The organism is Streptomyces sp. NPDC058457 (genome assembly GCF_042720695.1).
Classification (GTDB): domain Bacteria; phylum Actinomycetota; class Actinomycetes; order Streptomycetales; family Streptomycetaceae; genus Streptomyces.
Map to the genome: position 1 here is coordinate 1 of NZ_JBHXLU010000108.1, position 26,194 is coordinate 26,194.

The following is a 26,194-nucleotide window of genomic DNA, read 5'->3' on the forward strand; positions in this document are numbered from 1 at the left end:
GTTACATTCCGAACCCGGAAGCTAAGCCTTACAGCGCCGATGGTACTGCAGGGGGGACCCTGTGGGAGAGTAGGACACCGCCGAACAAATATTGAAAGGGTTGGATCTGGAACTTCGGTTCCGGGTCCAACCCTTTTTTGTTCTGCGTAACGTGTCGTTCACGTTCCGCGCCGAGCATCCCAGCATGGGTACTGCTGCAATGCTCAGGGCCGCCGGTGTCGGAGTGGGCGACGAGGTCATCGTGCCGGCCTTCGGGAACGTCGAAGTCGCCGAGGCCGTGACACTGGCCGGTGCGCTTCCGGTGTTCGCCGACATAGATCCGGTGACCTACTGCCTCGACGCGACGGCCGTGGAAGCGGCGATAACTGCCCGCTCTGCGGCGGTGGTTGTCGTACACAGGTTTGGGCGGTGGGCCGGCATCAGGCAGTTGCATGAGCTGGGGCAGCGGCACGGACTGCTGGTGCTGGAGCAAGGCGAGTCCGAGGCCCCGTACGATGAGATCGCGCAGCGGCGGCAGCGGGCCGCCTATCTCGATGCGAAGCTGCGCGGTGTGCGGACGCCCGACGGCGGTGACGGGCACACCTACCAGCAGTATGTGGTGCGGGTGCCGGGGAACGGCCGGCCCGACCGGGATGCTTTCGCTCGGGCCCTGCGGGGCAAGGGAGTTGACTGCCGGGTACCGGTGAAGACGCCGGTGCACCGACTGCCGGAATTCCGGCGCTGTGTCTCGCTGCCGCAGACGGAGGTGGCCGCGGACGAGACGCTCGCGTTGCCCGTGGACGCAGCGTTGACGAAGCGGGAGATGCAGCGGATCGTGTCCGCCTGCAATGCCCTCGGTGGACTGCTTCAGCCCGCCTTCTGAACGAGTTTGGGAACTCGGGCCTGTTCGGGGTATGATCTATTCCGTTGCGGCGGGGGAAACCTCGAAAAGGCAACAGGCCCCCATAGCTCAGTCGGCAGAGCGTCTCCATGGTAAGGAGAAGGTCAACGGTTCGATTCCGTTTGGGGGCTCCAGTCAAAAGGCCCCGCCCGTAAGGGCGGGGCCTTTTTCACGCCCTCTTTCCCCGTCCCTCTCAGTCCTTCTGAAGGCCGGGGACCCGCATCGCGAGGATCGCCATGTCGTCCGACGGGGCGTCCGACGCGAAGCGTTCCACCGCGCGCATGATGCGTGCGGCGACCGCGCCCGCCGTGAGGCCCGTACAGGTCGTGAGAACGTCCGCGAGGCCGTCGTCGCCCAGCATGCGCGTGCCCTCCCGGCGTTCCGTCACGCCGTCCGTGACGCAGAGGAGGACGTCGCCCGGGTCGAGGGTGACCGTCTGCTCGTACAGCTCCAGGTCCTCGATGACGCCGAGGAGCGGCTGCGGTTCGGCCGCCGCCTCCACGGTGCCGTCCTGGCGCAGCCGCAGTGGGAGCGGGTGGCCGGCGCAGACCACCTTCATCTCCGCGCTGCCGTCCTCCTGGGGGCGCATCTCGCCGTACAGGAGGGTCAGGAAGCGGCTGCGGGCTCCCTCGTCCAGGATGGCCGAGTTGAGGCGCTCCAGGACGGCCGGCCCGCTGAGGCCCTCGCGGGCCAGCAGGCGGAGCGCGTGCCGGGCGAGACCGGTCACGGCGGCCGCGTTGGGACCCGTACCGCAGACGTCGCCGATGGCGAAGCCGTACGCGTTGTCGGAGATCGGGAAGACGTCGTAGAAGTCGCCGCCGACCTCGTTGCCCTCGCCGGCCGCGCGGTAGATGACCTCGACCTCCATGCCCTCGATGTGCGGGGTGCCCGGGGGCAGGAGGCTGCGCTGGAGGGCCTGGCTGATGGCCGTGCGCTCCGAGTACAGGCGGGCGTTGTCCAGGGCCAGGGCGGCCCGGCGGGAGAGGTCCTCGGCCAGTTCCAGGATCTCCTGGCGGAAGTGTTCGTCGGTGGGCTTGCCGAGGGTGAGCATGCCGATGACGCGGTTGCGGGCGACCAGGGGGAGGACCACTGTCTCGCCGCCCACGGCGGAGGCCGTGGCGAGCGTCGGGCCGATGCCGGCGGAGACCTGGCGGGTGGGGCCGCCGGTCAGGCCGAGGCTGCGCATGGAGCTGCGCAGGGCGGCCTGGTGGGCGTGTTCGCCGGGGGCCGTCCAGACGCGGGCGCCGGGTGTGGGCACCGGGTCCGGCGGGGGCACCTTGGAGAGCAACGACTTGATGCCGTCGATGAGTTCCTCGTCCTCGTGCAGGACGTACGACAGGTACGGGTCGGAGGCCTGGTCGGCGATGGTGTAGACCGCGCACCAGGTGGCGAGGGTCGGGACCGTCATCTGGGCCATCAGGGCGAGGGTCTGGTCGCGGTCCAGGGTGCCGGCGAGCAGGTCGGAGGCCTCGACGAGGAAGCTGAGCGAGCCGCGGCGCAGCCGCTCCAGCTCGCCCAGGCGGGCCGACTCGACGGCCAGGGCGATGCGGTCGGCGGCGAACTGGAGGCGCAGCGCCTCCTCGTTGGAGTATCTGCCCGGGGCCTCGGCCGCGACGCCCAGGGAGCCGGTCAGGCGGCCCTCGACCTTCAGCGGCACGGTGACGACCGATCGCATACCGGTGCCTGCCAGGAGGGGGACCGCGCCCGGAACGGCCGCCAGATCGTCGTGTACGGCCGGCATACGGGCCGAGCCGTAGCGGCCGGGGCCGGCTTCCACGGGCACGCGCGCGAAGCGCTGACGGGCGGACGGGAGCCCGGTGGAGGCGCGGACCTCCAGCTCGGTCTCGTCGTCGGTGGCCAGGAGCAGGAACGCGGAGTCGCCGTCGAGCATGTCGCGGGCGCGCTCGACCGTGCGCTGGAGGAGGCCGTCGAGGTCGTCCGGGGCCGGGGAGCCGATGAACACCTCGAAGGGGTCGCTGCTCTGGCCGTCGGAGGCGCCGCCGGTATCGGAGGCGGGGACGCGCAACGGGGTCTGGAGGACGGCCCGTTCGTGGTCGCGGACGAGCAGGCAGACGGTGGAGGGCTCGCCGCCGGTGTCGCGGACTCTCAGGTGCGAGGCGTAGACGGGGGTCACGCGGCCGTCGGCGCCGCGGATGCCGTAACTGCCCTCCCAGCGGGAGAGCTGGAGGGCCTCGGCGATACCGGTGCCGGTGCCGGGGGTGTGCGGCCAGGCGGCGAGGTCGGTGAGGGGCTTGCCGGTGACCTCGCCCGAGGTGTGGCCGAAGATCTCCTCGGCGTCCTCGTTCCAGGCCGAGATGGAGCCCTTGCGGTCGATCTGGACGACCGCGACGCGGACCCGGCCGTCGGCGAGGGGCAGCAGGTCGGCCGGGAGGGACGGTCCGGCGGCGCGGGTGCCCACCGGGCGCTCGGGGAGGTCGAGCTGGAACCAGACATTCTTGTGCGTGGACGTGTACTCGACGCCCCAGCGGGTGGCGAGGGCCGCGCAGAGCTGGAGTCCGCGGCCGCCCTCGCGGTCGGGGCTGCCCATGTTGACGGCGGAGCCCTGGAGCGGGACCTCGCGTTCCGGGTAGCGGTCGGAGACCTCGATGCGGACTCCGTCGTCCGTGCGCAGGCACAGCACGTCGGCGTGGGTGCCGGCGTGCACCACCGCGTTGGTCACCAGTTCGCTGGTGAGGACCACGGCGTCGTCGACGACGTCCGCGAAGCCCCAGCCCTGGAGGGTGTCGCGGACGAAGGACCGGGCGGTCGCGACCGATCGCCCCACGGGCTCGAAGCTGGCGGCCGCGCGCGCGGTGATCACAGAACTCCTCGACCGGGTCTCGACATGCGGGCTTCCCTGGCCGGTCGGCTGGTGCCGCTGCTGCGGCATGCGCTCGCCTGTGGGCCGTGGCTCCGGGTTGTGTCCCCCGGGGATCACTCCGGTGGTCATGGTCTGCGGCCGCCCCTCCGAATGCCCGCTCGTTCTCGTGCCACCGCCCAGGCCGGACGGACCGGTGCGGCTGGACAGCCGCATGCAAGGTTACTTACCTTCGCCGTCCGAGCGGATGCCGGTCGCCAGTGTTTACGCCCCCAGGGTGTGCGGACGATGTGCGAAGCTGCCGAACTGTTATGGCCTGGTTCGGCCAGGGTGAAACACTGGGCAAGCTTCTGATGAAGGTCCGGTCAGCCTGAGTGCATTCCGTGTATGGCGGGCAACAGCCCCTGGTGTGGCCGGATCTCATCTGGCAGAACTACGCAGCAGTAACTGGTACGCCGAAGTAAGCGGTACGCCGAGTATGGCGGTGTCCGAGCACAGCAGTAACGGTCGACCCCTGCGGGAGGGACACAGTGGAGTCTGGCGCAGCGGCGCGGGGCACTAAGGCGCGCGCGAAGGGCGGACCGTCCCTGAGCAGGCAGCGGGGCGGTGACGGGACCACCGCGGTGGACACGGCTTCCCTGAACCGCTTGCTGGTGGCGCTCCTGGCGATGCGGGACGGCAACTTCCGCAAGCGGCTCACGGTGTCCGGGGACGGCGTGATGTCGGAGATCGCGGCGGTCTTCAACGAGGTGGCCGACCGCAATCTCCACCTCACGGGTGAGTTGTCCCGGGTGCGGCGGGTCGTCGGACGTGAGGGAAAGCTCACGGAGCGGCTGGAGACGGGCGCCTGCGAGGGCTCGTGGGCGGCTGCCATCGACAACTCCAACGCTCTCGTCGACGACCTGGTGCGGCCGGTCTCCGAAGTGGGCCGGGTGCTCACGGCGGTGGCCGAGGGCGATCTGTCGCCGCGCATGGAGCTGCGGTCGCCGTCGGCGGACGGGGCCGGGCATCCGCTGCGCGGTGAGTTCCTGAAGGTCGGGCGGACCGTCAACAACCTGGTCGACCAGCTGTCGACGTTCACCGACGAGGTCACCCGCGTGGCCAGCGAGGTGGGCACCGAGGGCAAGTTGGGCGGCCAGGCCCGGGTGCGTGGTATGTCCGGTTCGTGGCGGGACCTCACGGACTCGGTGAACACGATGGCGTACCGGTTGACGGCGCAGGTGCGGGACATCGCGCTGGTGACGACGGCGGTTGCCAAGGGTGATCTGTCCCGGAAGGTCACGGTTCAGGTCGCCGGCGAGATGCTGGAGCTGAAGGAAACCGTCAACACGATGGTGGACCAGCTGTCCGCGTTCTCCTCCGAGGTGACCCGGGTCGCCCGCGAGGTGGGCACCGACGGCATCCTGGGCGGCCAGGCGAACGTGCCCGGTGTGGCCGGTACGTGGAAGGAACTCACCGACTCCGTCAACACCATGGCCGGCAACCTGACGGCCCAGGTCCGTGGGATCTCCGAGGTGACCACCGCGGTCGCCAACGGTGACCTGTCCCGCAAGGTGACCGTCCCGGCCCGCGGTGAGGTCGCGCAGCTCGCCGAGACGATCAACCAGATGACCGAGACGCTGCGGATCTTCGCGGACGAGGTCACACGCGTGGCCAACGAGGTCGGCGGCGAGGGCCGGCTCGGCGGGCAGGCGAACGTGCCGGGTGCGGCGGGTACCTGGAAGGACCTGACGGACTCGGTCAACACGGTCTTCCGGAACCTGACCACCCAGGTGCGCGACATCGCCGCCGTGACGACGGCGGTGGCCAACGGTGATCTCTCGCAGAAGGTCACGGTCGACGTGGCCGGCGAGATGCTGGAGTTGAAGAACACCGTCAACGGCATGGTTGATCAACTGTCGTCGTTCGGTGCCGAGGTCACCCGCGTGGCCCGGGAGATCGGTGTCGAGGGTGAGCTGGGCGGCCAGGCACAGGTGCCCGGAGCCGCAGGTACCTGGAAGGACTTGACGGACTCCGTCAACACTGCATTCCGCAACCTCACCGGCCAGGTGCGCAACATCGCCCAGGTGACGACGGCGGTGGCCAACGGCGACCTGTCGCAGAAGGTCACGGTCGACGTCTCCGGCGAGATGCTGAAGCTGAAGAACACCGTGAACACGATGGTCGACCAGCTCTCCAGCTTCGCCGACCAGGTGACGCGCATGGCCAGGGACGTGGGCACCGAGGGCCGCCTCGGCGGTCAGGCGCGCGTGGACGGAGTCTCGGGTACCTGGAAGGAGCTGACGGACTCCGTCAACTTCATGGCCGGCAACCTGACCTCGCAGGTGCGGCAGATCGCCCAGGTGACGACGGCGGTGGCGCGGGGCGACCTGTCCCAGAAGATCGACGTCGACGCGCGCGGCGAGATCCTCGAGCTGAAGAACACGATCAACACGATGGTTGATCAACTGTCCGCCTTCGCCGACCAGGTCACCAAGGTGGCCCGGGAGGTGGGTACGGAAGGACGGCTGGGCGGTCAGGCGCAGGTGCCCGGTGTGGCCGGTGTGTGGCGGGACCTGACCGACTCCGTGAACGGCATGGCCGGCAACCTGACGGCCCAGGTGCGCAACATCGCGCAGGTCGCCACCGCGGTGGCCCGCGGTGACCTCTCCCAGAAGATCACCGTGGACGCGCGCGGTGAGATCCAGGAGCTGAAGAACACCCTGAACACGATGGTCGACCAGCTGTCGTCGTTCGCCCAGGAGGTCACGCGCGTGGCGCGCGAGGTGGGTACCGAGGGCATCCTCGGCGGCCAGGCCGAGGTGCAGGGGGTGGCGGGCACCTGGAAGGACCTCACCCAGTCCGTGAACTTCATGGCGAACAACCTGACCATCCAGGTGCGCAACATCGCCGAGGTCACGACCGCGGTCGCCAAGGGCGACCTGTCGAAGAAGATCACTGTTGACGCGAAGGGCGAGATCCTTGAGCTCGTCACGACGGTCAACACCATGGTTGACCAGCTGTCGTCCTTCGCCGAGCAGGTGACCCGGGTGGCCCGTGAGGTGGGTACCGAGGGCATCCTGGGCGGTCAGGCGCACGTTCCGGGTATCACGGGTATCTGGAAGGACCTCAGCAACAACGTGAACCTGATGGCCAACAACCTGACCACGCAGGTGCGCAACATCTCCCAGGTCTCGGCTGCGGTCGCCAACGGCGACCTGACCCGGCTGGTCACCATCGAGGCGAGCGGTGAGGTTGCCCAGCTCGCCGACACGATCAACCAGATGGTGAAGACGCTGAGTTCGTTCGCCGACCAGGTCACCAAGGTGGCCCGTGAGGTGGGTACGGACGGCATCCTGGGCGGCCAGGCGCACGTGCCGGGTGTGGCGGGTACGTGGAAGGACCTCACCGAGTCGGTGAACCAGATGGCGTCCAACCTGACCGGCCAGGTGCGCAACATCGCGATGGTCACCACGGCCATCGCCAAGGGTGACCTGACCAAGAAGATCGACATTGACGCCCGTGGTGAGATCCTCGAACTCAAGACGACGATCAACACGATGGTCGACCAGCTGTCGAGTTTCGCCGAGGAGGTCACCCGAGTCGCCCGCGAGGTGGGCACCGAGGGGCAGCTGGGCGGCCAGGCACGCGTGCGTGACGTCGACGGCACCTGGCGGGACCTCACCGAGTCCGTGAACGAGATGGCCGGGAACCTGACCCGGCAGGTACGTGCCATCGCGCGCGTGGCGACCGCGGTGACCCGCGGTGACCTGAACCTGAAGATCGACGTGGACGCGGCCGGCGAGATCCAGGAACTCCAGGACTACATCAACAAGATGATCGCCAACCTGCGTGACACCACGGTCGCCAACCAGGAGCAGGACTGGCTCAAGGGCAACCTGGCGCGTATCTCCGCGCTGATGCAGGGCCGCCGCGACCTGGCGGACGTGGCCTCGCTGATCATGAGTGAGCTGACGCCGGTGGTCTCCGCGCAGCACGGTGCGTTCTTCTTCGGGATGCCCCTGGTCGACGGCAAGGACGCGAGCGCCGAGGCCGAGGACGCCTACGAGCTGCGGATGCTCGGGTCGTACGGCTACTCGATGGGCTCCATGCCGACGTCGTTCCGGCCCGGTGAGGCTCTGATCGGCACGGCGGCCAAGGAGAAGCGCACGATCCTGGTGGACAAGGCGCCCACCGGCTATCTGAAGATCTCCTCCGGGCTCGGCGAGGCTCCGCCGGCGCAGGTGATCGTGCTTCCGGTGCTGTTCGAGGGCAAGGTGCTCGGCGTGATCGAGCTGGCGTCCTTCACGCCGTTCACACAGATCCAGAAGGACTTCCTCAACCAGATCGCCGAGATGATCGCGACCAGCGTCAACACCATCTCCGTCAACACCAAGACCGAGGTGCTGCTGAAGCAGTCGCAGGAGCTGACCGAGCAGCTCCAGGAGCGCTCGGCCGAGTTGGAGAACCGGCAGAAGGCCCTCCAGGCGTCCAACGCCGAACTGGAGGAGAAGGCCGAGCTGCTGGCGCAGCAGAACCGCGACATCGAGGTGAAGAACACCGAGATCGAGGAGGCCCGGCAGGTCCTGGAGGAGCGTGCCGAGCAACTCGCCGTATCCATGCGGTACAAGAGCGAGTTCCTCGCCAACATGTCGCACGAGCTGCGGACCCCGCTCAACTCGCTGCTGATCCTGGCCAAGCTGCTCGCCGACAACGCCGAGGGCAACCTCTCGCCGAAGCAGGTGGAGTTCGCCGAGACCATCCACGGTGCCGGCTCCGACCTGCTCCAGCTGATCAACGACATCCTCGACCTGTCGAAGGTCGAGGCGGGCAAGATGGACGTCTCCCCGACGCGTATCGCGCTCGTCCAGCTCGTGGACTACGTGGAGGCCACCTTCCGGCCGCTGACCGCGGAGAAGGGCCTCGACCTGTCGGTACGGGTCTCGCCGGAGCTGCCCGCCACCCTGCACACCGACGAGCAGCGGCTCCTTCAGGTGCTGCGCAACCTGCTGTCGAACGCGGTGAAGTTCACCGACTCCGGTTCGGTGGAGCTGGTGATCCGGCCGGCCGGCAGCGCTGTGCCGGTGGGGATCAGGGAACAACTGCTCGAGGCCGGTTCGCTCAGTGATCCGGACGCCCCGCTGATCGCGTTCTCGGTGACCGACACCGGCATCGGTATCGCGGCCAGCAAGATGCGGGTGATCTTCGAGGCGTTCAAGCAGGCCGACGGCACGACCAGCCGCAAGTACGGCGGTACGGGCCTCGGGCTGTCGATCTCGCGGGAGATCGCGCAGTTGCTCGGCGGTGAGATCCACGCGCAGAGCGAGCCGGGCCGCGGCTCCACCTTCACGCTGTACCTGCCGCTGCACCCCAGTGAGCTGCCGCCGCAGGGCTACCAGCAGTCCGTGCCCCAGCTGGAGGCCGGTGACCTGGTCGCCTCGCAGAACCACGCCTCGGAGCTGTCCGGCGTGGAGATCGAGACGCCGGCCGAGGTGAAGTCGTACCAGGAGACCCAGAACGGCGCCGCAGCGCTCTTCCGGCGCCGGCGTCGGGGGGCTCCGGTGGCCGAGGCCTGGCCGGTGCTGGCCGAGCAGGAGGCGCTGGCGCCGCAGCCGCGCCGGGGCATGCGGTTCGGCGGCGAGAAGGTGCTGATCGTCGACGACGACATCCGCAACGTCTTCGCGCTCACCAGCGTCCTGGAGCAGCACGGCCTGTCGGTGCTGTACGCCGAGAACGGCCGGGAGGGCATCGAGGTCCTGGAACAGCACGACGATGTCGCGGTCGTTCTGATGGACATCATGATGCCCGAGATGGACGGCTACGCGACGACCTCGGCGATCCGCCGGATGCCGCAGTTCGCCGGGCTGCCGATCATCGCGCTCACCGCGAAGGCGATGAAGGGCGACCGGGAGAAAGCCATCGAGTCGGGCGCCTCCGACTACGTCACCAAGCCGGTCGACCCCGATCACCTTCTGGCGGTGATGGAGCAGTGGATGCGCGAGGAGTGACCGGAACGGTCGGGTGTGATGTGAACGTTTCGGGAACCTTCCGTGTGCACGGGGAGTTGCTGACTCACGGTGGCGGAACCCGTGTAGAAGTGCGGGATTGGGGGAACCTTCTGGTCTCCGGCTGCGTTTCTGCTACGTGCACAGTGACATCGCGGTGACAGGGTGTGGCGACAGGCGGGGTGCGGCTACCATGACCGGCACAAGGACGGGCGGCGAAAGGGAGTCGTCCCCTGGGGCGGCGCCCGGTGCACATCCGGGGCGAGGAGGGCGGGCCATGGTGCAGAAGGCCAAGATCCTCCTGGTCGATGACCGGCCGGAGAATCTGCTGGCGCTGGAGGCCATCCTCTCTGCGCTCGATCAGACACTGGTGCGGGCATCGTCCGGGGAGGAAGCGCTCAAGGCACTGCTCACGGACGACTTCGCGGTCATTCTGCTGGACGTCCAGATGCCGGGCATGGACGGTTTCGAAACCGCGGCGCACATCAAGCGGCGGGAGCGGACCCGGGACATCCCGATCATCTTCCTCACGGCCATCAACCACGGTCCGCACCACACCTTCCGGGGCTATGCCGCAGGCGCGGTCGACTACATCTCCAAGCCCTTCGACCCGTGGGTGCTGCGCGCCAAGGTCTCGGTCTTCGTCGAGCTGTACATGAAGAACTGCCAGCTGCGCGAGCAGGCAGCGCTGCTGCGGCTCCAGTTGGAGGGCGGCGGCAAGGGTGCGGTCGCCGGCAAGGAGTCCGCGGGACTGCTCGCCGAGCTGTCCGCCCGGCTCGCGGCCGTCGAGGAGCAGGCCGAGGCGCTCTCCAAGCAGCTGGACGACGAGTCCGCGGACGCGGCCGCGGTGGCCACGGCGGCTCATCTGGAGCGCAAACTCACCGGTCTGCGCCGGGCGCTCGATGCCCTCGAACCGGGCACGGGCGGCGGCGCGGCAGCGCTGCCGTCGCAGAACTGACCGCGACGGCGGCCACAGTTGCCCATGAGCGCGCGTCAGTTTCGTGCCCCGGCCAAGGCGACACGAACGGGTGAAGCAGTGGGCACGCGTGTCCCCTGCCGTCTCCCCCGGTAATCTCACACCCATGGCCTCACGTCCCTCGGCAGCCAAGAAGCAGCCCGCGAAGAAGGCCGCTCCCTCGAAGGCTCCGGTGAAGAAGGCCGCCGCGAAGAAAGCACCGGCCAAGAAGGCGCCCGCCAAGAGGAGCGCGGCGAAGAAGTCCGCGCCGGCACCCAAGCCGGCGCCCAGCCCCACCGGGGGCGTCTACCGCCTGGTGCGCGCCCTCTGGCTGGGTCTCGCGCACGCCGTCGGGGCCGTCTTCCGCGGCATAGGACAGGGAGCCAGGAACCTGGACCCCGCGCACCGCAAGGACGGCGTCGCCCTGCTGCTGCTCGGCATCGCCCTGATCGTCGCCGCCGGTACCTGGGCCGATCTGCGCGGTCCGGTCGGCGACCTGGTCGAGATCCTCGTCACCGGCGCCTTCGGCCGTCTCGACCTGCTGGTGCCGATACTGCTCGCGATGATCGCAGTGCGGTTCATGCGCCATCCCGAGCAGACGGAGGCCAACGGCCGTATCGTGATCGGCCTGTCCTCGCTGGTCATCGGCGTGCTCGGCCAGGTCCACATCGCGTGCGGCTCGCCCGCCCGCAGCGACGGCATGCAGGGCATAAGGGACGCCGGCGGCCTCATCGGCTGGGCGGCGGCGACCCCGCTGACGTACACCATGACCGAGGTCCTCGCCGTACCCCTGCTGGTGCTGCTCACGGTCTTCGGGCTGCTCGTCGTCACCGCGACCCCGGTGAACGCCATCCCGCAGCGGCTGCGGGCGCTCGGCGTGCGCCTGGGGCTGCTGCACGACCCCGAGCCCGACGAGTACCCGGAGTACGGCGAGGACGACGAGCGCTACGACGAGCAGTGGCGCCAGGCGCTGCCCGCGCGCTCCCGCAGACGCCCCGGCGCCCCCCGGGACTACGACCCCGACGGCGCCGAGCAGGAGGCACTCGCCAAGCGCCGGGGCCGCCCGCGGCGTTCCGCCGTCCCGCAGCCCGAGCTGGGCCGCCAGATGGACGCCGTGGACGTCGCGGCGGCCGCCGCGGCCGCGCTCGACGGCGCCGTCCTGCACGGCATGCCGCCCTCGCCGCTCGTCGCCGACCTCACCCAGGGCGTCAGCGTCGGCGACCGTGAGGACACCACGCCGACGCCCGTGCCGGCGCCGAGCCCGAGTCCGAGTCCGGTGCCGGCCGCGCGGCCCAAGCAGGAGCGGCTCAAGGTCGAGCCGGTCGTCGCGGACCTGACCAAACCGGCACCCGAGGAGCCCCGCGACCTACCGCCGCGCGCCGAGCAGCTCCAGCTCTCCGGCGACATCACCTACTCGCTGCCGTCGCTCGACCTCCTCACCCGCGGCGGCCCGGGCAAGGCGCGCAGTGAGGCCAACGACCGGGTGGTCGCCTCGCTCACCAACGTCTTCTCGGAGTTCAAGGTCGACGCGGCCGTCACCGGTTTCACCCGCGGGCCGACGGTCACCCGCTACGAGGTCGAACTCGGCCCCGCCGTGAAGGTCGAGCGGATCACCGCGCTGACCAAGAACATCGCGTACGCCGTCGCCAGCCCGGACGTGCGGATCATCAGCCCGATCCCCGGCAAGTCCGCGGTCGGCATCGAGATCCCCAACACCGACCGCGAGATGGTCAACCTCGGAGACGTGCTGCGGCTCGCCGAGTCTGCCGAGGACGACGACCCGATGCTGGTCGCGTTCGGCAAGGACGTCGAGGGCGGCTACGTCATGCACTCGCTGGCGAAGATGCCGCACATGCTCGTCGCGGGCGCCACCGGCTCCGGCAAGTCGTCCTGCATCAACTGTCTGATCACCTCGGTGATGATGCGGGCGACCCCGGAGGACGTGCGGATGGTCCTCGTCGACCCCAAGCGGGTCGAGCTGACCGCCTACGAGGGCATCCCGCACCTGATCACGCCGATCATCACCAACCCGAAACGGGCCGCCGAGGCGCTCCAGTGGGTCGTCCGCGAGATGGACCTGCGCTACGACGACCTGGCCGCGTTCGGCTACCGGCACATCGACGACTTCAACAAGGCCATCCGCGACGGCAAGCTCAAGACGCCCGAGGGCAGTGAGCGCGAGCTCCAGGCGTACCCGTACCTGCTGGTGATCGTCGACGAGCTCGCGGACCTGATGATGGTGGCCCCGCGCGACGTCGAGGACTCGATCGTGCGCATCACGCAGCTCGCGCGGGCGGCCGGCATCCACCTGGTGCTCGCCACCCAGCGTCCGTCGGTCGACGTGGTCACCGGTCTCATCAAGGCGAACGTGCCCTCCCGGCTCGCCTTCGCCACCTCCTCGCTCGCCGACAGCCGCGTCATCCTCGACCAGCCCGGCGCCGAGAAGCTCATCGGCAAGGGCGACGGGCTCTTCCTGCCGATGGGGGCGAACAAGCCGACCCGTATGCAGGGCGCGTTCGTCACCGAGGAGGAGGTCGCGGTGATCGTCCAGCACTGCAAGGACCAGATGACGCCGGTCTTCCGGGATGACGTCGTGGTGGGCACCAAGCAGAAGAAGGAGATCGACGAGGACATCGGCGACGACCTCGACCTGCTGTGCCAGGCGGCCGAGCTGGTCGTCTCCACGCAGTTCGGCTCCACGTCCATGCTGCAGCGCAAGCTGCGCGTCGGCTTCGCCAAGGCCGGCCGGCTCATGGACCTCATGGAGTCGCGGGGCGTGGTCGGGCCGAGCGAGGGGTCCAAGGCGCGCGACGTTCTGGTGAAACCTGATGAGCTGGATGGAGTGCTTGCTGTGATCCGTGGGGAGTCCGAGGGGTAGGTCTGTCTCAGGGCTACGGGCGCCTGTAGACCGGGAGGAGTCGTTGTCGTGATCCACCCGTTAGGGATCGTCGGGCAACCGTTTCCCTTTGACGCACGTCAAGTTGAGCGAGAGGAAAGGTGTGTACTCCATCCTGGGGCGCACACCTGACCCGTCATCGGGATGTCCGGCCATACCGATGGCGTACAAAGTCGTACCGCCCGGTTGCCTCACCCTTTCGCACCCCCCCTAGACTGAACCTCCAGCACAGGTGGCTACACGCTCGAAAGGCGCCCCCGTGTCCATCGGCAGCAACTCCCCTGAAGACGAGCGTCCGTTCCCAGACGTGTCCGAGGAAAACCGCCCCTCCGTAGGCCGAGCCCTCAAACAGGCCCGCATCGCCGCCGGGCTGACCGTCGACGACATCAGCGGGAGCACCCGGGTCCGTATCGCCATCGTGCACGCCATCGAGGCCGACGACTTCGCCCCCTGCGGCGGCGACGTCTACGCCCGCGGGCACATCCGGACCCTGGCCAAGGCCGTCGGCCTCGACCCCGAGCCGCTGCTCGCGCAGTTCGCGGCGGAGCACGGTGGTGGGCGGCCCGCGCCGACGCCCGCCGCACCGTTGTTCGAGGCGGAACGTATCCGCCCCGAGCGGCGCGGACCCAACTGGACGGCGGCCATGGTCGCCGCGATCGTCGTCGTGATCGGTTTCGTCGGCTTCACCGCCTTCAAGGGCGGCAACGGCGACGACGCCAAGCAGTCGGTCGCCGAGGGCCCCGCCCCGACGACCAGCAAGCCGGTCTCGCCGACCCCGAAGGAAAGCAAGCCCGGCAAGACCCCCGAGCCCTCCGACAGCGCGATCGCCGCCGCGCCCCAGGACAAGGTCACCGTCCAGGTCAGTGCGGTCAACGGGCGCAGCTGGATCTCGGCCAAGGACCACAACGGCCGGATGCTCTTCGACGGGCTCCTGAAGAAGGGCGACTCCAAGACCTTCCAGGACAGTTCCAAGATCAACCTGATCCTCGGCGACGCCGGAGCCATCCAGCTCTACGTCAACGGCAAGAAGATCGAGGACCAGTTCCAGCCCGGCGCGGTGGAGCGTCTGACGTACACCAAGGGCGACCCGGAAGTCGGATAACCGTTCGGATCATGCACGTACACAAGGGGTTGGCCATGATCGGCCAGCCCCTTCGACGTGGGCTGTCAGTGAGACAAAGTAGTCTTGAGCCCATGCCTGAACGCCGTACCGTCGCACTTGTCACTCTCGGCTGCGCCCGTAACGAGGTGGACTCGGAGGAGCTCGCAGGCCGTTTGGAGGCGGACGGCTGGCATCTCGTCGAGGACGCCTCGGCCGCCGATGTCGCCGTGGTCAACACCTGTGGATTCGTCGAGGCCGCCAAGAAGGACTCCGTCGACGCCCTCCTCGAGGCCAACGATCTCAAGGGGCACGGCAGAACCCAGGCCGTCGTGGCGGTGGGCTGCATGGCCGAGCGGTACGGCAAGGAACTCGCCGAGGCGCTGCCCGAGGCGGACGGCGTGCTCGGATTCGACGACTACGCCGACATCTCCGACCGGCTGCAGACCATCCTCAACGGCGGCATCCACGCCTCGCACACCCCGCGCGACCGGCGCAAGCTGCTGCCCATCAGCCCCGCGGAGCGGCAGGACTCGGCCGCCGAGGTGGCTCTCCCGGGCCACGGCCCCGTCGACCTCCCGGAGGGCGTCGCGCCGGCCTCCGGTCCGCGTGCGCCCCTGCGCCGCCGCCTGGACGGGTCCCCGGTGGCCTCGGTCAAGCTCGCCTCCGGCTGCGACCGGCGCTGCTCCTTCTGCGCCATCCCGTCCTTCCGCGGCTCCTTCATCTCACGCCGCCCCAGCGACGTGCTGAACGAGACCCGATGGCTGGCCGAACAGGGCGTGACGGAGATCATGCTGGTCTCCGAGAACAACACCTCCTACGGCAAGGACCTGGGCGACATCCGCCTCCTGGAGTCCCTGCTGCCGGAGCTGGCCGAGGTGGACGGCATCGAGCGGGTGCGCGTCAGCTACCTCCAGCCCGCCGAGATGCGCCCCGGCCTGATCGACGTACTGACCTCCACCCCGAAGGTCGTCCCGTACTTCGACCTGTCCTTCCAGCACTCCGCGCCCGGCGTGCTGCGGGCGATGCGCCGGTTCGGCGACACCGACCGCTTCCTGGAGCTGCTCGACACCATCCGGAGCAAGGCCCCGCAGGCCGGCGTCCGCTCCAACTTCATCGTCGGCTTCCCCGGCGAGTCCGAGTCCGACCTGGCCGAGCTGGAGCGCTTCCTGAACGGCGCGCGGCTGGACGCCATCGGCGTCTTCGGGTACTCCGACGAGGAGGGCACCGAGGCGGCGACGTACGAGAACAAGCTCGCCGAGGAAGTCGTCGCCGACCGCCTCGCGCACATCTCCCGGCTCACCGAGGAACTCGTCTCACAGCGGGCCGAGGAGCGCGTCGGCGAGACCGTGCGCGTCCTCGTGGAGTCCGTGGACGACGAGGACGGCGTCTACGGCCGGGCGGCCCACCAGGCGCCCGAGACGGACGGACAGGTGCTGCTCACCAGCGGCGCGGAACTGCGCGTCGGCCGTATGGTCGAGGCGAAGGTGGTCGGTACGGAAGGTGTCGACCTGGTGGCCGAGCCGTTGCAGGGCTCGCCCGCATGGAGTGAGGAGGCCGGCAGATGACCGGAGTCCCGGCGTCCGCCGCGGGCGGCTCCTCCGGCGCGCACGGCGCCCCGGGCTCCGCCGCCACCTCCGGTGCCGCCCCGGATTCCGGTTCCCGCGATTCCGGTTCCCACGACAACGGTTCCCACGACGGCGAGCGGCTCGCGCGCGGCGGGAAGATTGCCGCTGCCGCCGTCAACCAGGCCAGCCTGTGGAACGTCGCCAATCTGCTGACCATGCTCCGGCTGGTCCTGGTGCCCGGCTTCGTCGCCCTGATGCTGGCCGGCGGCGGATACGACCCGGCGTGGCGCTCGCTCGCCTGGGCGGCTTTCGCCATCGCCATGATCACCGATTTGTTCGACGGGCATCTGGCGCGCACCTACAACCTCGTCACCGACTTCGGGAAGATCGCCGACCCCATCGCCGACAAGGCGATCATGGGGGCGGCGCTGATCTGTCTCTCCGGGCTGGGCGATCTGCCCTGGTGGGTGACGATCGTGATCCTCGCCCGGGAACTCGGCATCACGCTGATGCGTTTCGTGGTCATCCGCTACGGCGTGATCCCGGCCAGCCGCGGCGGCAAGCTCAAGACGCTCACCCAGGGCGTGGCCGTGGGGATGTACGTACTGGCACTGACGGGGTGGCTGGCCACCCTGAGGTTCTGGGTGATGGCTGCGGCCGTCGTCCTGACCGTCGTCACCGGCCTCGACTATGTGAGACAAGCCATTGTGCTGAGGCGGCAGGGAATCGCCGAGCGCGCAGCAGCGTTGGAGGAGACGGAAGCGTGAGTTCCACGGCCGCCCAACTGGTGCGACTACTGACGGTGAGAGGACAGACCCTCGCTGTCGCCGAGTCGCTGACCGGCGGCCTGGTTGCGGCGGAGATCACAACGGTCCCGGGGGCGTCCAAGGCGTTCCGGGGCTCCGTCACCGCCTACGCCACCGAGCTGAAGCACGACCTGCTGGACGTCGACGCCACCCTGCTGGCCCAGCGTGGAGCGGTGGATCCGCAGGTCGCGGCCCAGATGGCCGCCGGAGTACGCAAGGCGCTGGGCGCCGACTGGGGCCTCGCGACCACCGGAGTCGCCGGCCCGGAACCGCAGGACGGCCAGCCGGTCGGGACGGTTTTCGTGGCCGTGGACGGGCCGTTCGGTCCTGGTTCCGGTTCTGCCGCTGGCGGAAAAGTAGAGGCCCTGCGGTTGAACGGCGACCGCGCGGAAATTCGTAGAGAGAGTGTACGGAGCGTACTCGCACTGCTTCTGAGGGAGCTTGCGAGCGAACAGACCGGGAATGAGCGGACACAGGATACGGAACAGAACGGGGGGTTTTGATGTTTGCAGCCCTGAGTGAACACGACATCGCTCCCCGCACGGCCGCGGCGCAAGGCGGTACGGTGGGGCGTGAAGGATGCGGCTACGCGGTCCGAGGAGGGAGCCACCGATGATTCTGCTCCGTCGCCTGCTGGGTGACGTGCTGCGTCGGCAGCGCCAGCGCCAGGGCCGTACTCTGCGCGAAGTCTCCTCGTCCGCCCGAGTCTCACTCGGCTATCTCTCCGAGGTGGAGCGGGGGCAGAAGGAGGCTTCCTCCGAACTGCTTTCCGCCATCTGCGACGCGCTGGACGTACGGATGTCCGAGCTCATGCGAGAAGTGAGCGACGAGCTCGCCCTCGCCGAGCTGGCCCAGTCCGCCCGGGCCACCGAGCCCGTGCCCACGTCGGTTCGCCCGATGCTGGGTACCGTCTCGGTGACCGGTGTGCCACCGGAACGGGTGACCATCAAGGCGCCCGCCGAGGCGGTGGACGTGGTCGCCGCGTGACGCCTGCGCGGGTGTAGACCGACGCGGCGCCGACCTGGCGTCGAAGAACTGTGCGAGGCCCCGGCCGGGGCCTCCCCAGGGAGACCTGGGGAGGTGCGGCCGGGGCTTTCGTACGTCCGGGGACCGTGTGCGTCCATTTGCCGGTGTCCTGCGGTCCGGTCATGGTGGAGGGACGTGACCGGGGGCGAACGACCGGAGAGAACGCATGTACGTCGTGAAGAGCCCGCTGTCCGACGCGGACCTGAAGACCGTGGCAGAGGCGCTGCAGGGCGCCCTCGTCGACCTGGTGGATCTGGCGCTGGCCGCCAAGCAGATCCACTGGAACGTGGTCGGGCCCCGCTTCCGCACCGTCCACCTCCAGCTCGACGAGGTCGTGGACACGGCCCGGGTGCATTCCGACACGGTCGCGGAGCGGGCGTCGGCGCTGGGCGTCTCACCGGACGGACGTGCGGCCACCGTGGCCGCCGGCAGCGGCAGCGGCATCGGGTCGGTCCCCGGCGGCTGGGTGAAGGACTCGGACGCGGTGGCGGCCCTGGTGGACGGGCTGGGCGCGGTGATCACCCGGATGCGGGAGCGGGTCACGGAGACCGCGGAGGCCGATCCGGTGTCGCAGGACATCTTCATCGGGATCACCGCCGATCTGGAGAAGCATCACTGGATGTTCCAGGCGGAGAACGCGTAGCAGAGGCCGATGTCGGTCCACGGCCGTTGCATCCGTGAGCCCTCGGTGCGCCTACCCGGTGGGCCGGGCGGCGTTCTAGCGTCCGGCTGGAGGTGGCGGCCATGGTGGGGCGGATAGTGCGCTGGGGGGTTGCCCTGGGGCTCGCGGCGGTGTGGTGGTGGGCGGTACTGCGGATCGCGTTCACCGACGGCGCCGGGGCGCTGGAAGGGACCGTGGCCGCCGGCGGGTGGGGGCTGAGCCTGCTGCCGGTGAACTGTGTGCCGAGGTCCCGGGCGGCGGGGGCCCTGGGACCGGCGCGGTGGCGGACGGCCTGGCGGGCGCAGGGAGCTACCAGGGCATCGCCACCCCTCCGTTCGGGCGCAGGATCTGGCCCGTCGTGAACGAGGAGGCGTCGGACGCCAGATAGAGCACGGCGTGCGCGATGTCCTCCGCCTCGCCGACCCGGCCCAGCGGCGACATCCGGGCCATCCGGGCCTCCGTCTGCTCCTGCTCCGCGCTGTCGTCGCGGTCGGTCATGGGGGTGCGGGTCCAGCCCGGGGCGACCGCGTTGACGCGGATGCCCTGCCGGCCGACCTCGTTGGCGAGCGTCTTGGTCAGCTGGACCACGGCCGCCTTGGCCGCGCCGTAGCAGAGCAGGCCGGGGCCGCCGGTGTCGATCGCACCGGAGGCCATCGTGATGATGCTGCCCCCGGTCCGCCTCGCCAGCATCAGCCGCGCGGCCTCCTGGCAGGCGTACAGCACCCCCTTGAAGTTGACGCCCAGCACCCGGTCGAGGTCCTCGTCCCTGGTCTCCAGGACCGGGCTGCGGTGCATGATCCCGGCGATCGCCGCCATGACGTCCAGTCGCTCGCAGGACCGCACGGCCTCCCCGAGCCGAGCCCGGTCCGTGACGTCGAGGGTGTGGGTGCGGGCGGAGCCGCCGCGGTCCTTGATGAGCGTCGCAGTCTCGTGCAGGCCGTCCGCGGCCCGGTCGGCACAGTGCACGGTTGCGCCCGCCTCGGCGAGCAGCACGGCGGACGCCCGGCCGATACCGCCGGCGGCGCCGGTGACGAACGCGGTGCGTCCGGTGAGGTCGTACGCCTTGAGGGGCATGAAGGGACGGTACGAGCGTTTCTGACGGATCGTCAATTACTTGGGCGGGGGCGGGTTTCGCGGGCGCGCCGGGAACCCGGGGCGGGGGCCGGGCCGGTCTGGCAGGCGGGGCACCAGTAGGTGGGGCGCTCCCGGGAACCGTCGCCCTGGTCGGCGAGGCGGATCGGAGTGTGACAGCGCAGGCAGGGGCGGGGCGCGCGGCCGTAGACGAAGAGGTCGTGGTTGCGCAGGCCGGTGGTCCGGCGCACCAGGCGGTCGCGGTTGGCCTCCAGGAGACGCTGGGCGAGGCCGGGGAGGATCGCGGCGCGGTCGGCGGGGAGCGCACCCACCGGGAGCCAGGGGGTCGCGCCGATCAGGAAGCAGAGCTCGCTCTTGTAGATGTTGCCGATTCCGGCGAGGTTGCGCTGGTCGAGCAGGGCCTCGCCGAGCGGGCGGGCCGGGTCCGCGAGGAGGTTGGCGAGGGCGCGGTCGGGGTTCCAGTCGGGGCCCAGCAGGTCGGGGCCGAGGTGACCCACGGCGCGTTCCTCCTCGCCGGTGCGCAGGAACTCCAGGACCTGGAGGCGGTACCCGACGGCCGTGCGGTCGGCGGTGCCGAGGATCGCCCGGATCTGGTGCGCGGGCCCGCCCTTCCAGCGCTCGGCACTGCCGTAGACCTTCCACGCGCCCTCCATCCGCAGGTGCGTGTGCAGGGTGAGGCCGCCCTCGAAGCGGGTGAGCAGGTGCTTGCCGCGCGGAGTGGTGCCGAGGACCGAACGGCCGGTGAGGTCGACCGTGGCGTACTTGGGCACCCTGAAGTCGCTGCGGGTCAGCACCTTGCCGGCGAGCGCGTCGTGCAGGCGCCTCGCGGCCTGCCAGACCGTGTCACCTTCGGGCATGGGTCAAGGGTGGCACGAGGGGACGAGAGGTGAGGTTCGCACAGCGGCTCACGCCCGTAGGCGCAGGCCGCGCGGGGTCGCGATGAAGCCCGCTCCCTCCAGGACGGTGCCCAGCGGGGAGGTCAGGGCCGGGGCGCCGTTGACGCGCTCCACCGTCACCGTGCCGAGGGTGCCCGCGCGGGCGGCCGCCGCGAGGGCCTCGGCCGCCGTACGGAGCCGGGTGTCGTCGGTGGCGGCCGTGTCCGGGGCGGAGGGCCAGGCCAGCAGGGTCTTGCCGCCGCGTTCCATGTAGAGCGTCAGCTCGCCGTCGACCAGGACCACCAGCGAGCCCGCCTTGCGGCCGGGTTTGTGCCCGGCGCCGGTGGGGGGCTCGGGCCAGGTCAGGGCGGCACCGTAGGCGTTCGCCGGGTCGGCGGCGGCGAGGAGCACGGCTCTGGGGTCGGGGGCGGCGGGAGTGCGGGCACGGTGGTTGCCGTAGGCGTAGGGGTTCGGGCCGTAGGGGTTCGCGGGGCTGCCGCCTCGGGGGCCGCCGTAGCCGGGGGCGGTGAACGGGTCGGCGGGGACGAGGTCCTTGGGGGAGACGTAGTCGCCGGGGGCGGTGGGCGGCTCGGGCGGCCAGGTGAAGTCGCCGTCCAGGTCGGGGAATTCGGCCGGGTCGAAGGGGCCGAGGGGGTCGGCCGGGGCGGAGGGGTCGAAGGGGTCGACCGGGGTGGCGGCGCTGTGGGCGCCGCTTGGGCCGGTGAACGTGGGGGCGCCGGGGGTTCCGGTGGCGCCGGTGCTGCCGAAGCCGGTGCCCGGCAGGCCCTCGCCCCGCTCCCGGGCGTTGGACACCGCGCGCAACCGGTCGACCGCGCCGTCCATCGCGAACTGGGCCGCGCCCAGGCCCTCCACGACGTAACCCCGGCGCGCCTGGCCGCTCTCCTCGAACGCCGACAGGATCCGGTACACCGCGGAGAAGCCGCCCTCGACGCCCTCCGCCGCGACCGCGCCGCGGGTCACCACGCCGTGCCGGTCGAGAAGGGTACGGGCCAGGGCGTGGGCGCGCACGGTGGTGTCCGGCTCGCGCTGCGGCAGCAGGGACCAGCGCCCGGCCACGGTCGGCGGGCCGCTACGGGAGGCGGGGCGGGCGGCGGCCGTCAGGGAGCCGTAGCGGCCGCGCGGGACGGCGCGCTTGGCGCGGTGGGCGGTGGAGCCCGCGGTACGGCCCGAGCCCAGCAGGGAGCGCATCGGGGCCAGGGTGTCGTTGGTGAGCCGCCCGGACCAGGCCAGGTCCCAGACGGCGTCGGCCAGTTCGGGATCGGTGGCGTCGGGATGGGTGGTGGCGCGGACCTGGTCGGCGATCTGACGGAAGAACAGGCCGTAGCCCCCGGAGAGGGCGTCCAGGACCGACTGGTGGAGCGCGGTCAGCTCCAGCGGGTGCGGCGGCGCGAGGAGCACGGGGGCAGCGTCCGCCAGATACAGGGAGACCCAGCCGTCCTTGCCGGGCAGGGCGCCCGCGCCGGCCCACACGATCTCACCCGCCGCGGTGAGTTCGTCGAGCATCGCGGGCGAGTAGTTCGCCACCCGGGACGGCAGGACCAGCTTCTCCAGGGCCGAGGCCGGCACCGAGGCGCCCTGCAACTGCTCCACGGCGCGCACCAGTCCGTCGACGCCACGCAGTCCGTGTCCCCGGCCGATGTGCTGCCACTGCGGCAGGAACTGGGCGAGCGCGGCCGGTGCCACCGGCTCCAGCTCGTGCCGGAGCGCGGCCAGGGAACGGCGGCGGAGCCTGCGCAGCACCGCCGCGTCGCACCACTCCTGGCCGATGCCCGCCGGATGGAACTCGCCCTGTACGACCCGCCCGCCCGCCGCGAGCCGCTGCAACGCGCCCTCCGTGACCGCCACCCCGAGCCCGAAGCGGGCGGCCACGGTGGTCGACGTGAACGGGCCGTGGGTGCGCGCGTACCGCGCGAGGAGGTCGCCGAGCGGGTCCTTCACCGGCTCGGTGAAGGCCTCGGGGACGCCGACGGGCAGGGCCGTGCCGAGGGCGTCGCGCAGCCGGCCCGCGTCCTCGATCGCCGCCCAGTGCTCGGCACCGGCGATCCGGACCCTGATGGCCCGCCGGGCGCCCGCCAGCTCCGCGGCCCACTGCGGCTCGGCGCCCCGCTCGGCCAACTCGGCGTCCGTGAGCGGCCCGAGCAGCCGCAGCACGTCGGCCACGCCCTCCGGGTCCTTGATCCGGCGGTCCTCGGCCAGCCACTGGAGCTCGCGCTCCAGCTCGGTCAGCACCTCCGCGTCGAGCAGCTCGCGCAGCTCCGCCTGGCCCAGCAGCTCGGCCAGCAGCCGGGAGTCCAGGGAGAGCGCGGCCGCGCGGCGCTCGGCGAGCGGGGAGTCACCCTCGTACAGGAACTGGGCGACGTATCCGAAGAGGAGGGAGCGGGCGAAGGGGGACGGCTCGGGGGTGGTGACCTCGACCAGACGGACCTTGCGGGATTCGAGGTCGCCCATCAGCTCGACGAGCCCGGGGACGTCGAAGACGTCCTGGAGGCACTCGCGGACCGCCTCCAGGACGATCGGGAAGGAACCGAACTCGCTCGCCACCTGGAGCAGCTGGGCGGCGCGCTGGCGCTGCTGCCACAGCGGGGTGCGCTTGCCGGGGTTGCGGCGGGGCAGCAGCAGCGCGCGGGCGGCGCACTCGCGGAAGCGGGCGGCGAACAGGGCCGAGCCGCCGACCTGGTCGGTGACGATCTGGTCGACCTCGCCCTTGTCGAAGGCGACGTCCGCCGCACCGACCGGCGCCTGCTCGGCGTCGTACTCGGTGCCCGCCTTCATGGGCGCCTGGTCGAGCAGGTCGAGGCCCATCAGGTCGGCGTCGGGCAGCCGCAGCACGATGCCGTCGTCGGCGTGCATGACCTGGGCGTCCATGCCGTACCGCTCGGACAGCCGGGCACCGAGGGCGAGCGCCCAGGGGGCGTGGACCTGGGCGCCGAAAGGGGAGTGGACGACGACCCGCCAGTCGCCCAGCTCGTCGCGGAAGCGCTCCACGACGATCGTCCGGTCGTCCGGGACATGGCCGCAGGCCTCGCGCTGTTCGTCCAGGTACGACAGCACGTTGCCCGCCGCCCAGGCGTCCAGGCCCGCCGCCAGCAGGCGCAACCGGGCGTCGTCCTTGGGGAGCGAGCCGACCTCGCGCAGGAACGCGCCGACCGCGCGGCCCAGTTCGAGCGGGCGGCCCAGCTGATCGCCCTTCCAGAACGGCAGACGGCCCGGGACGCCGGGGGCGGGGGAGACGAGGACCCGGTCGCGCGTGATGTCCTCGATGCGCCAGGAGCTGGTGCCCAGGGTGAAGACATCGCCCACCCGGGACTCGTACACCATCTCCTCGTCCAGCTCGCCGACCCGGCCGCCGCCCTTCTTGGGGTCGGCGCCGGCCAGGAAGACGCCGAAGAGGCCGCGGTCGGGGATGGTGCCGCCGGAGGTGACGGCGAGCCGCTGGGCGCCCGGGCGGCCGGTGACCGTCCCCGCGACCCGGTCCCAGACCACGCGCGGGCGCAGCTCCGCGAACGCGTCCGACGGATAGCGGCCCGCGAGCATGTCGAGGACCGCGGTGAACGCCGACTCCGGGAGCGAGGCGAAGGGGGCCGCGCGGCGGACGGTGGCGAGCAGGTCGTCGACCTGCCAGGTGTCCAGCGAGGTCATCGCCACGAGCTGCTGGGCGAGGACGTCCAACGGGTTGGCCGGCACCTTCAGGGACTCGATGGAACCGGTGCGCATCCGCTCGGTGACCACGGCCGCCTGCACCAGATCGCCCCGGTACTTGGGGAAGACCACACCCGTGGAGACCGCGCCGACCTGGTGTCCCGCGCGGCCGACGCGCTGCAGACCGGAGGCCACCGACGGCGGGGACTCGACCTGGACGACCAGGTCCACCGCGCCCATGTCGATGCCCAGTTCGAGACTGGAGGTGGCCACCACGGCGGGCAGCCGGCCGGCCTTCAGGTCCTCCTCGACCAGGGCACGCTGCTCCTTGGAGACCGAGCCGTGGTGCGCGCGGGCGAGGACCGGCGGGGCGCCCTGGGCGGCGCCCGAACCGCCCATCAGCTCGGACGGCGAGTGGTGCTCGTCCAGGGGCTCGCCGGTCGCCCGCTCGTAGGCGATCTCGTTGAGCCGGTTGCACAGCCGCTCCGCCAGGCGGCGGGAGTTGGCGAACACGATCGTCGAGCGGTGGGCCTGCACCAGGTCGGCGATCCGCTCCTCCACATGCGGCCAGATCGACGGCTTCTCCGCCCCCTCGGCGCCTTCGGTGGCCGGGGAGCCGCCCAGCTCTCCCATGTCCTCCACCGGGACGACGACGGAGAGGTCGAACTCCTTGCCGGACCTGGGCTGGACGATCTCCACCTTGCGGTGCGGCGAGAGATAGCGGGCCACCTCGTCGACCGGACGGACGGTCGCCGACAGGCCGATCCGGCGGGCCGGCCTGGGCAGCAGCTCGTCCAGCCGCTCCAGGGAGAGCGCGAGGTGCGCGCCGCGCTTGGTGCCGGCGACCGCGTGCACCTCGTCCAGGATCACCGTCTCGATGCCGGTCAGCGCGTCGCGCGTGGCCGACGTCAGCATCAGGAACAGGGACTCCGGAGTGGTGATCAGGATGTCCGGCGGGCGGGTGGACAGGGCGCGGCGCTCGGCGGCCGGGGTGTCGCCGGAGCGGATGCCGACCTTTACCTCCGGCTCGGGCAGGCCGAGGCGCACGGACTCCTGGCGGATGCCGGTCAGCGGGCTGCGCAGGTTCCGCTCGACGTCGACCGCGAGGGCCTTGAGCGGTGACACGTACAGCACCCGGCAGCGCTTCCTCGGGTCGGCCGGGGGCGGGGTGGAGGCCAGCTGGTCCAGGGCGGCGAGGAAGGCGGCCAGCGTCTTGCCGGAGCCGGTCGGGGCGACCACCAGCACGTCCGAGCCCGCGCCGATGGCCTGCCACGCACCCGCCTGGGCCGCGGTGGGCGCGGAAAACGCCCCGGTGAACCAGCCGCGGGTCGCGGGGGAGAAGCCGTCGAGGGCCCGGTGTGCGGATTTCGGCATGGGTCCATCCTGCACCCGGCTACTGACAACTGGGTCTGACCTGTGGATATGTGGGAAGCGGGAGCGGCCTCGGCTTCGCCTTCGGCCTTTGTGTTCCCACCCGCACCACCCGTGACGGTTTCGTCGTCGGGTGCGGGTGGCCCCTGTGGGGCGGATTCGCCGTCGGCGGCTGCCGCCGGAGGGACCGGGCGGCGACAGCGGCTGAGGAGAGCCGCGCGGCGACAGCGGCTGAGGAGAGTCGGACGGGGTGGTGGCTGAGGAGAGTCGGACGGGGTGGTGGCTGAGGAGAGTCGGACGGGGGTGGCAGTGCCGGGTGGTCGGGCGGGGTGGTGGCCGCGTGGGGCGGGTGGTGGCCGGGCCGGGCGGTCGGGCGGTCGGGCGGTCGGGCGGGAAGCGGCAGCGGCAGCGGGGGAGGGGGTGGGGGCAGCGGTTGGGGGTGGCTGGGTGGGAGGTGGGAGTGGGGGGATGTGGAGAAGGGGGTCGGGCGGGACGCGGGAGTG

14 protein-coding genes, 1 tRNA gene and 1 rRNA gene are annotated in these 26,194 nt (G+C 70.9%); 12 read left to right on the forward strand and 4 right to left on the reverse strand.

Annotation, left to right across the window (positions count from 1 at the left end; genetic code table 11):
• The 3 genes from rrf to ACFWPS_RS46615 form a co-directional block, all read left to right on the forward strand.
• Positions 1 to 86, forward strand: a 5S ribosomal RNA gene (gene rrf / locus ACFWPS_RS46605); the annotation flags it as partial.
• 113 nt (positions 87 to 199) lie between these two features.
• Complete coding sequence (locus ACFWPS_RS46610) at positions 200 to 862, forward strand: DegT/DnrJ/EryC1/StrS family aminotransferase (RefSeq protein ID WP_383718429.1); 663 nt, start codon at positions 200 to 202, stop codon at positions 860 to 862.
• Positions 863 to 938: 76 nt separating this feature from the next.
• Positions 939 to 1,014 (forward strand) — tRNA-Thr (locus tag ACFWPS_RS46615).
• A gap of 59 nt (positions 1,015 to 1,073) precedes the next feature.
• Here the strand turns inward: ACFWPS_RS46615 and ACFWPS_RS46620 are convergent.
• The gene (locus tag ACFWPS_RS46620; RefSeq protein ID WP_383718363.1) at positions 1,074 to 3,830 is read right to left on the reverse strand and encodes a SpoIIE family protein phosphatase; all 2,757 of its coding nucleotides are present in this window, start codon (positions 3,828 to 3,830) and stop codon (positions 1,074 to 1,076) included.
• A 398-nt stretch (positions 3,831 to 4,228) separates the two neighbouring features.
• On the opposite strand from ACFWPS_RS46620, the gene ACFWPS_RS46625 reads away from it, so the two are divergent.
• The 9 genes from ACFWPS_RS46625 to ACFWPS_RS46665 all read left to right on the forward strand — a co-directional run bounded on the left by ACFWPS_RS46625 (position 4,229) and on the right by ACFWPS_RS46665 (position 18,675).
• Entirely contained in the window at positions 4,229 to 9,685 is a 5,457-nt protein-coding gene (locus ACFWPS_RS46625) for a HAMP domain-containing protein (RefSeq protein WP_383718366.1), read from the forward strand.
• 274 nt (positions 9,686 to 9,959) lie between these two features.
• Positions 9,960 to 10,640 (forward strand): two-component system response regulator, encoded by a 681-nt coding sequence (locus tag ACFWPS_RS46630; RefSeq protein ID WP_089104437.1) that lies wholly within the window; start codon positions 9,960 to 9,962, stop codon positions 10,638 to 10,640.
• 124 nt (positions 10,641 to 10,764) lie between these two features.
• Positions 10,765 to 13,515 (forward strand): DNA translocase FtsK, encoded by a 2,751-nt coding sequence (locus ACFWPS_RS46635; protein WP_383718369.1) that lies wholly within the window; start codon positions 10,765 to 10,767, stop codon positions 13,513 to 13,515.
• Positions 13,516 to 13,792: 277 nt separating this feature from the next.
• Positions 13,793 to 14,635 (forward strand): RodZ domain-containing protein, encoded by an 843-nt coding sequence (locus ACFWPS_RS46640; RefSeq protein ID WP_383718372.1) that lies wholly within the window; start codon positions 13,793 to 13,795, stop codon positions 14,633 to 14,635.
• A gap of 92 nt (positions 14,636 to 14,727) precedes the next feature.
• On the forward strand, positions 14,728 to 16,200 hold the full coding sequence (gene rimO, locus ACFWPS_RS46645) for a 30S ribosomal protein S12 methylthiotransferase RimO (RefSeq protein ID WP_383718375.1): 1,473 nt from the start codon (positions 14,728 to 14,730) through the stop codon (positions 16,198 to 16,200).
• Positions 16,197 to 16,967 (forward strand): CDP-diacylglycerol--glycerol-3-phosphate 3-phosphatidyltransferase, encoded by a 771-nt coding sequence (gene pgsA / locus ACFWPS_RS46650; RefSeq protein WP_383718378.1) that lies wholly within the window; start codon positions 16,197 to 16,199, stop codon positions 16,965 to 16,967. The genes rimO and pgsA overlap by 4 nt, the downstream gene beginning before the upstream one ends.
• Positions 16,964 to 17,509, forward strand: coding sequence for a CinA family protein (locus ACFWPS_RS46655; RefSeq protein ID WP_383718381.1), 546 nt, complete (start codon positions 16,964 to 16,966; stop codon positions 17,507 to 17,509). Before pgsA ends, ACFWPS_RS46655 begins: the two co-directional genes overlap by 4 nt.
• 109 nt (positions 17,510 to 17,618) lie before the next feature.
• Positions 17,619 to 17,993, forward strand: a complete 375-nt coding sequence (locus tag ACFWPS_RS46660; protein ID WP_383718383.1) for a helix-turn-helix domain-containing protein — start codon at positions 17,619 to 17,621, stop codon at positions 17,991 to 17,993.
• A 205-nt stretch (positions 17,994 to 18,198) separates the two neighbouring features.
• Positions 18,199 to 18,675 carry a Dps family protein gene (locus ACFWPS_RS46665; RefSeq protein ID WP_383718386.1) on the forward strand — a complete coding sequence of 159 codons (477 nt, stop codon included), beginning with the start codon at positions 18,199 to 18,201 and terminating at the stop codon, positions 18,673 to 18,675.
• Between the two features lie 327 nt (positions 18,676 to 19,002).
• Here ACFWPS_RS46665 and ACFWPS_RS46670 read toward each other — a convergent pair whose 3' ends face one another.
• From ACFWPS_RS46670 to ACFWPS_RS46680, 3 genes are read right to left on the reverse strand one after another with little or no spacing between them, the layout of a single operon-like run.
• Positions 19,003 to 19,767, reverse strand: coding sequence for an SDR family NAD(P)-dependent oxidoreductase (locus ACFWPS_RS46670; RefSeq protein ID WP_383718389.1), 765 nt, complete (start codon positions 19,765 to 19,767; stop codon positions 19,003 to 19,005).
• A gap of 32 nt (positions 19,768 to 19,799) precedes the next feature.
• Positions 19,800 to 20,642, reverse strand: coding sequence for an Fpg/Nei family DNA glycosylase (locus tag ACFWPS_RS46675; protein WP_383718392.1), 843 nt, complete (start codon positions 20,640 to 20,642; stop codon positions 19,800 to 19,802).
• Positions 20,643 to 20,690: 48 nt separating this feature from the next.
• A complete protein-coding gene (locus ACFWPS_RS46680) occupies positions 20,691 to 25,694 on the reverse strand; it encodes an ATP-dependent helicase (protein WP_383718395.1) in 5,004 nt (1,667 codons plus the stop codon).
• Between the last annotated feature and the right edge of the window lie 500 nt (positions 25,695 to 26,194).